General features: G+C 63.5%; 7 protein-coding genes. All 7 read left to right on the forward strand.

All coding sequences use genetic code 11. The features are described 5' to 3' along the window. Positions 1–6 precede the first annotated feature (6 nt). The 7 genes from HGO40_RS25190 to HGO40_RS25220 are packed head-to-tail and all read left to right on the forward strand — an operon-like array spanning position 7 to position 6,926. Positions 7–1,323, forward strand: a complete 1,317-nt coding sequence (locus HGO40_RS25190; RefSeq protein ID WP_250965232.1) for a TadE/TadG family type IV pilus assembly protein — start codon at positions 7–9, stop codon at positions 1,321–1,323. An 8-nt stretch (positions 1,324–1,331) separates the two neighbouring features. Beyond that, the gene (locus tag HGO40_RS25195) at positions 1,332–1,796 is read left to right on the forward strand and encodes a TadE/TadG family type IV pilus assembly protein (protein WP_250965233.1); all 465 of its coding nucleotides are present in this window, start codon (positions 1,332–1,334) and stop codon (positions 1,794–1,796) included. Further along, entirely contained in the window at positions 1,796–2,290 is a 495-nt protein-coding gene (locus HGO40_RS25200) for a TadE family protein (RefSeq protein ID WP_250965234.1), read from the forward strand. Before HGO40_RS25195 ends, HGO40_RS25200 begins: the two co-directional genes overlap by 1 nt. Next, positions 2,284–3,504 carry an AAA family ATPase gene (locus tag HGO40_RS25205; RefSeq protein WP_250965235.1) on the forward strand — a complete coding sequence of 407 codons (1,221 nt, stop codon included), beginning with the start codon at positions 2,284–2,286 and terminating at the stop codon, positions 3,502–3,504. Before HGO40_RS25200 ends, HGO40_RS25205 begins: the two co-directional genes overlap by 7 nt. Positions 3,505–3,507: 3 nt before the next feature. Beyond that, positions 3,508–4,950, forward strand: coding sequence for a TadA family conjugal transfer-associated ATPase (locus HGO40_RS25210; RefSeq protein ID WP_250965236.1), 1,443 nt, complete (start codon positions 3,508–3,510; stop codon positions 4,948–4,950). Further along, positions 4,947–5,933, forward strand: a complete 987-nt coding sequence (locus HGO40_RS25215) for a type II secretion system F family protein (RefSeq protein WP_250965237.1) — start codon at positions 4,947–4,949, stop codon at positions 5,931–5,933. The genes HGO40_RS25210 and HGO40_RS25215 overlap by 4 nt, the downstream gene beginning before the upstream one ends. 27 nt (positions 5,934–5,960) lie before the next feature. After that, positions 5,961–6,926: a type II secretion system F family protein gene (locus HGO40_RS25220; RefSeq protein WP_250965238.1), complete on the forward strand. Its 966-nt coding sequence runs from the start codon at positions 5,961–5,963 to the stop codon at positions 6,924–6,926. The last annotated feature ends 168 nt before the right edge of the window (positions 6,927–7,094 follow it).

Genomic DNA, 7,094 nt, shown 5'->3' on the forward strand with positions numbered 1-7,094 from the left:
GGCTCGATGATGAATGCCAATATCCGGCGCCAGGGAGGGGCGGTGAGTGTACTGATGGTGATCGCGTTGGTGGCGATTTCCATGATGGCCGCGCTGGCCCTCGATGGCGGGCACATGCTGCTGAACAAGACGCGCCTGCAAAATGCGGTGGATGCCGCGGCCTTGGGCGGCGCCAAGACCCTGAGCCAAGTGAGTGGCGGCATCAACATGGCCAGCACCACCCGCGCGGCTGCCCTGGATACGCTGAACAGAAATGCCAGCGCCGTGGGCAACACCGAACTGGCCACTGCGGTTGCCGGCAACCCGGGCGCGTTCGCCGTGGTGGAACTGGCCAGCAGCGTCTATGGCCCGTTCTCCTACCCTGGGCCTAGCGATGCCAAATACGTGCGGGTGTCGGTGGCCAGCTATCAATTGGACGGCTTTTTCTGGAGCTTCGTGCAAACCATGGGCAGCGCCGGGCTCGGCAACAAGCGCGTGGCGGCGATGGCCCCGGCGGGTCCCAGCCCCACCTCGCCGTGTGACCTGGCGCCGTTGATGGTCTGTGGCGAGCCCACTGAGTACAACCCGGCCGCCGGCAACTTCTGGGGGTATCAATTTGGCGATCTGGAAGTCCTGAAGACGGCGGCGGGGAACACCTCGCCCATCGGCCCGGGCAACTTCCAATTGCTGGATTTCGGCTCCGGCGGCAGTGCGGTCCGCGAGGACCTGGCCGGCGGGGGCTCGGTCTGCCGCAGCGGTGGCGACAACGTCCAGACGGCGCCGGGCAATAAAGCCGGCCCGACTTCCCAAGGCTTGAACACCCGTTTCGGTGTCTACAACGGCCCGGTCAGTTCCTCGGACTATCCACCGGACCTGGTCACGTCTTCAGGCAGCCCGGCGATCATCTACAACGCTTCGGTCCCCCGGCCGGAATACAACGGCCAGGCGATCACCTCGAGCAACGGCGATCTCTCGGCGGGCGGCGAGGCGATACAGGACTACAACGACTGGCGGGCCCAAGTCGCCGCCTGTGTGGCGGGGGGCGCCAGCGGCTGTGAAAGCAATGGCGTCTTCGAGCGCCGGATGCTGAAGATCGTGATTGGCGATTGTGCCGGGAAACTGAGCGGCTCGACGTTGATTCCGGTCTTGGGGTTTGGCTGCTATTTCGTCCTGCAGCCGGTGAACGGTGGTGGTTCGGAGTCGATCATCTTCGGCCAGTTCGTCCCGGAGTGCGAGGGCGACAACGTGCCCGGCCCGACGCCATCTTCCGACTCCGGCCCACAGATCATCCAGCTCTACAAAACCTATCTCAACGGCAGCGGCACGCCGAGCACCGACTCGTAGGAGGCGTCATGGGACTTTCTCATTTCAAACCCGCAAGAGCCCAAAAAGGCGTGGCGCTGGTGGAGTTCACCCTGGTGCTGCCGTTGCTGCTGTTGCTGCTGCTGGCCTTCGGCGAGTTCGGCCGGATGCTCTACCAGTACAACGTGCTGTTGCAGGCCAGCCGCGATGCCGATCGCTTCGTCGCCAGCCAGGCGTGGAACACCACCCTGGGCGGCATCACGCTGAACAACACCCTATTGACCCAGACGAAAAACGTGGCGGTGTATGGCGTGCCCAGCGCTGCCGGCGACGCCGTGGTGTCCGGGTTGACCACGGCCGACGTGGAGGTCGTCACCGAGGGCATCGATCATGTGCGCGTCACCATCAAGCACACCTTCTCACCGGTGATCGGCACGGTGATCCCTGGTTTTTTCGGTGCGTCCACCGTCTTGGGCATCGAACTGGTGGCGACCACCGTCATGAGGGCGCTGTGATGAATCGCAAACACATGGGCGGCACCTACATCGTGGAGTTCTCCTTCGTCGGCTTGCTGGTGTTCATCCTGCTGTTCGGCGTGGTGGAAATGGGCCGGCTGTACTTCACGGTCAATGCCCTGGATGAAGCGGCGCGCCGTGGCGCGAGGCTGGCGGCGGTGTGCAATGTCAGCGACCCGGTGGTCCTGCGCCGGGCCATTTTCAACGCCGCGACGGACGCTGGCACCAGTCAGTTGATCAGCAACCTGGCGCCCTCGAACCTGGCGCTGACCTACCTGGACGTCAATGGCGCCGTGGTGGCGAACCCCACCAACACGTCCGGCACCACCGGCTTTCGTGCCATCCGCTATGTACGGCTGAGCGTGCAGAACTTCGTTTTCTACCTGTTCATTCCCGGCTTGGGCGTGCCCATTACCTTGCCGACGTTCCGGGCAACCTTGCCACGCGAAAGCCTTGGGCGTCATTCCGATTCCGCGGAGATCACACCATGCTGAACACCAGGGAAAATCCGCTTTCGACCACCACTGGCAGAGCCGGGCTGCGGATACTGATCAGCAGTCGCGATGCCACGGCACTGCGCGACCTGCAATGCGTCTGCCAGCGCATGCCGGGCCTTGAGGTCAGCACGCGCCTGGTCAGCAACGGGCATGTCGACCCGCTCTATGGGCTGGATCGCATGCCCGATCTGTTGCTGCTGCGGGTCAGCCATTTGTGGCGAGAGGAACTGTCGGCGTTGCTGCAACGTCCGGCCCATGAACGGCCGCCGATGCTGGTGTGCGGTCCATTGGGCGAGCAGGAAGGCATGCGCCTGGCGATGCAGGCCGGTGCCCGGGATGTGTTGCCCGAACCCATCGCCGATACGGAGCTGGTGGCGGCGCTCAATCGCCTGGTGGCGGACGTTCGTCTCGGCAACGGCAACGAAGGGAAGTTGGTCGCGGTGATCAGCGCCAAGGGCGGCTCCGGCGGCACCTTGGTGGCCTGCAACCTGGCCCAGCAGCTCAGCGCCCGGGCAGGCAATACCCTGCTGCTGGACATGGACCTGCAATTTGGCAGCGTGACCCATTACCTGGACGTGGCGCAGTCCCACAGTCACTTGGAAGTGCTGCAGCAGGTCGATGAGATGGACAGCGTCGCGCTGCGAGGCTTTTGCAGTCACTTCAGCCCGACCCTGCACGTATTGGGTGGTCGGGCCGGTGAGTTGTGCCTGCCCCAGGACGCCCAGCCTGAACAGCTCGATGCCCTGCTGCAACTGGCCCGCGCCAGCTATGACTGGGTGGTGGTGGACCTGCCGCGGCAGATCGATCACCTCACCGGCTCGGTGCTGGAACAGGTGGACCGGGTGTACGTGGTGGTGCAACAGAGCGTCAGCCACCTGCGTGATGCCAGCGCCCTGGTGCGGAGTCTTCGCGAAGACCTCGGTGTGCGCGGGGACCAGTTGCAGATCGTGATCAACCGCTATGACAAAAACGCCGCCGTCAGCCTCAAGGACATCGGCGAGGCCCTGCGTTGCGCGAACCTGTCGAAATTGCCCAATGACTTCAACCTGGTCAGCCAGAGTCAGAACACTGGCGTGCCGTTGGGGCTGCATGCGCCGAAGGCGGCCATCACCGCCGCCCTGCGCGATTTGACCGAAGACCTGGTCGGTCACCAGATGGCCACGAACAAGGGCCTGCTTAAACGCGCCTTCAACCGTTTCTTCGGGGGATGACCCATGATCAGCGACTTTCGTAACCGCTTGCGCAAACAGCCCGCCAAACCTGGCACCTCGGCGGGTGCCCAGCCCGGCGACAGCCTGCCGGACCCGACGGACGCCTTGATGGCCTGGGAACAGGCCATTCCCGACGTGCTCTATGAAACCCGCAGCCAGGTCACGCCGGTGGAGGCCGAGTGGCGGGAGAAGATCTACCAGCAATTGCTCAAGGTCATGGACCTGTCGTTGCTCGATGCCCTCGAACAAGTCGAGGCCGCGCGGCAGATTCGCGATATCTGCCAGCGCCTGCTGGAAGAACATTCCGCGCCGGTGAGTACCGCCAGCCGGCAATTGATCATCAAGCAGATCACCGACGAAGTGCTCGGCCTGGGGCCGCTGGAACCGTTGTTGGCTGACCATAGCGTGTCCGACATCCTGGTCAACGGCTTTGCTTCGGTCTACGTCGAACGCTTCGGCAAGCTGCAACGCTCCGACGTGCGTTTTCGCGACGACCAGCATCTGTTGAACATCATCGACCGCATCGTCTCCAGCCTGGGGCGGCGCATCGACGAGTCCTCGCCGTTGGTGGACGCTCGGCTCAAGGACGGTTCGCGGGTCAACGCGATCATTCCGCCGCTGGCCATCGACGGTCCGAGCATGTCGATCCGGCGCTTCGCCGTGGACCTGCTCAATACCGACAGCTTGATCCAGGTCGGCACCATGACACCGGCCATTGCCTTGCTGCTCAAGGCCATTGTTCGCGGGCGCTTGAACGTGCTGATTTCCGGCGGGACCGGCAGCGGCAAGACCACCATGCTCAACGTGCTCTCCAGTTTCTTCCCCCACAACGAGCGCATCGTCACCATCGAGGATTCGGCCGAGCTGCAACTGCAGCAGCCCCACGTGGTACGCCTGGAAACCCGGCCGTCGAACATCGAGGGGCGTGGCGAGGTGAGCCAGCGGGAATTGGTGCGCAACAGCCTGCGCATGCGCCCGGACCGCATTGTCATCGGCGAGGTGCGCGGCGCCGAGGCGATGGACATGCTCACGGCGATGAACACCGGCCACGACGGTTCGCTGACCACCGTTCACGCCAATACCGCACGGGATGCCCTGGGGCGAATCGAGAACATGGTGTCGATGACCGGGGCGACGTTTCCGATCAAGGCCATGCGTCAACAAATTGCCTCGGCCATCGATGTGGTCATCCAGCTGGAGCGTCAAGAAGACGGCAAGCGCCGCGTGGTGAGCATGCAAGAGATCAACGGCATGGAAGGCGAGATCATCACCATGACCGAAATTTTCTCCTTCGCGCGCCAGGGCATCGGTGAACATGGCGAGGTGCTTGGGGAGTATCGGCCCAGTGGCATGATCCCGGCCTTCCGCGATGTGCTGGCCAAGCGCGGCATCGAGTTGCCGCTGACCTTGTTTCGCCCTGAGTGGATGGAGGGCCGGACGTCATGAGCAATATCCCCAGCGAGTTCATCCTGATGTTCCTGGGCATGGTGTTCATCGCCGTGTTCCTGCTGTCCCAGGGCGTGGTGGTGCCGGTGTTCGGTGAGGCCGGCAGGATGCGCAAACGTATTCGTGGGCGCCTGCATGTGCTGGAGAAGGCCAACCACTTGCCCAGCATGCAGACGGTGTTGCGGCAGAAATACCTGACGCGCCTGTCACCCTTGGAAGCGCGGCTGGAGCAGCTGCCATTCATGGCCAACCTGACGCAACTGATCGAGCAGTCCGGCCATGAATACCGGGCCTATCGGGTCATGCTGCTCGGTCTGGTCCTGGGGGCGGCGGCCGGGGCCTTGGTGCTGATGGTTTCGCCAGTCTGGTGGATGGCGCTGCTGGCGGCCTTGGGCGTGACCTGGGTGCCGGTGCTGAAAATCCTGCGGGACCGCAACAAGCGTTTCGCCGCGTTCGAGGCAGGACTGCCGGATGCGCTGGACGCCATGTGCCGGGCCTTGCGCGCCGGGCACCCGTTCAACGAAACCCTGCGTCTGGTCGCCGAGGAGCATAAGGGGCCGGTCGCCCAGGAGTTCGGCATGACCTTTTCCGACATCAACTACGGCAACGACGTGCGCCGGGCCATGCTCGGCCTGCTGGAGCGGATGCCGAGCATGACGGTGATGATGCTGGTGACCTCGATCCTCATTCACCGCGAGACCGGTGGCAACCTGACCGAAGTGCTGGAGCGCCTGAGCCGTTTGATCCGCGGGCGTTTCCGGTTCCAGCGCAAGATCAGGACGCTGTCGGCGGAAGGGCGCATGTCGGCGTGGGTGCTGGTGGCGATCCCGTTCGTGCTGGCGATCGCCATCGTGCTCACCAGCCCCAGCTACATGCCGGTGCTGATCAATGACCCCATAGGGCACAAGCTGATCATCGGCGCGTTCTGCGCCATGTTGATCGGGATTTTCTGGATCAGGAAAATCATCCGGATCCAGGTTTAAGCGCTGTTGCGTCGAGAGGTTTCAGCCATGGACTTTCTGCTCGGATTGTTAAGTCGATTCACCGGTAACGAAGAACTGGCCCGCCTGTTGTTCATCGCCGCGATTGGCCTCAGCACGGTGCTGACGGCCGTTGCGCTCCTGCTGTTGGTGCTGGGCTTGCAGGATCCGGTGCAGCGGCGCCTGGCGCTGATCAAGCGCGGTTACGCCGGCAACAGCGCCGGGCAGGAGGCACCGGGTAATTTGCAGCTCTTGCTGGAGCGGATTGGCCAGCGCTTTGCCTCGACCGACCAGGCCCACACGTCCGCCACCCAGACTTTGCTGACCCACGCCGGTTACCGGTCTGCCTCGGCGGTGCAGATGTATTGGGCCGTGCGCCTGATGTTGCCGCTGTTGCTGGTTGGCGTTGCGTTGTTGCTGCTGCCGATGGTCAAGGTTTCATTGGCCATTGGCTTGCTGGGGGTGACCCTTGTGGCGGGCATTGGCTGGTTGATTCCGGCGAGCTACGTCGGCAAGCGCAAGCAGGCCCGCCAAGGCCGGCTGCGCGCCGCGTTTCCGGATGCGCTGGACCTGATGGTGGTGTGCGTCGAGTCGGGCCTGGCCCTGCCGACGACGATTGAGCGGGTGGCTGAGGAAATGTCGGTCAGCCAAGTGGAACTGGCCGAGGAACTGGCGTTGGTCAATGCGCAGATCCGGGCGGGCATCACCAGCACCGAGGCGCTCAAGCAACTGGCCGTGCGCACCGGCCTGGAGGATATCCAGGGCCTGGTCAGCCTGCTGGCGCAAAGTATCCGTTTCGGCACCCGCGTGGCCGATACCCTGCGGATCTACGCCGACGAGTTTCGCGACCGGCGGACCCAGGCCGCGGAAGAAATGGGCGCCAAGATTGGCACCAAGCTGATCTTCCCGCTGATCTTCTGCCTGTGGCCGAGCTTCTTCCTGGTCGCCATTGGGCCGGCCATGATTGGGGTGTTCAGGGCTTTCGGAAATATGTAAAGCACCGGGGTTCTTGTGGGCGCGAGCTTGCTCGCGATAGCGGTTCGACAGTCAATGACAGTGTTGAATGTCAGTCCGCCTTCGCGAGCAGGCTCGCTTGTATGGTAGGACTTGAAGGGAGGAGGAGGGACAAGGCTCGATTCTGACTGTTCGCGCAGTACAGACCGT

Origin of the sequence: Pseudomonas sp. CG7 (assembly GCF_023701885.1) — a bacterium.
Classification (GTDB): domain Bacteria; phylum Pseudomonadota; class Gammaproteobacteria; order Pseudomonadales; family Pseudomonadaceae; genus Aquipseudomonas; species Aquipseudomonas zanjanensis.

Coding starts and splice junctions, on each gene's coding strand:
- HGO40_RS25220 (WP_250965238.1), top strand. CDS start 5,961: ATGGACTTTCTGCTCGGATTGTTAAGTCGATTCACCGGTAACGAAGAA.
- HGO40_RS25195 (WP_250965233.1), top strand. CDS start 1,332: ATGGGACTTTCTCATTTCAAACCCGCAAGAGCCCAAAAAGGCGTGGCG.
- HGO40_RS25190 (WP_250965232.1), top strand. CDS start 7: ATGATGAATGCCAATATCCGGCGCCAGGGAGGGGCGGTGAGTGTACTG.
- HGO40_RS25210 (WP_250965236.1), top strand. CDS start 3,508: ATGATCAGCGACTTTCGTAACCGCTTGCGCAAACAGCCCGCCAAACCT.
- HGO40_RS25205 (WP_250965235.1), top strand. CDS start 2,284: ATGCTGAACACCAGGGAAAATCCGCTTTCGACCACCACTGGCAGAGCC.
- HGO40_RS25215 (WP_250965237.1), top strand. CDS start 4,947: ATGAGCAATATCCCCAGCGAGTTCATCCTGATGTTCCTGGGCATGGTG.
- HGO40_RS25200 (WP_250965234.1), top strand. CDS start 1,796: ATGAATCGCAAACACATGGGCGGCACCTACATCGTGGAGTTCTCCTTC.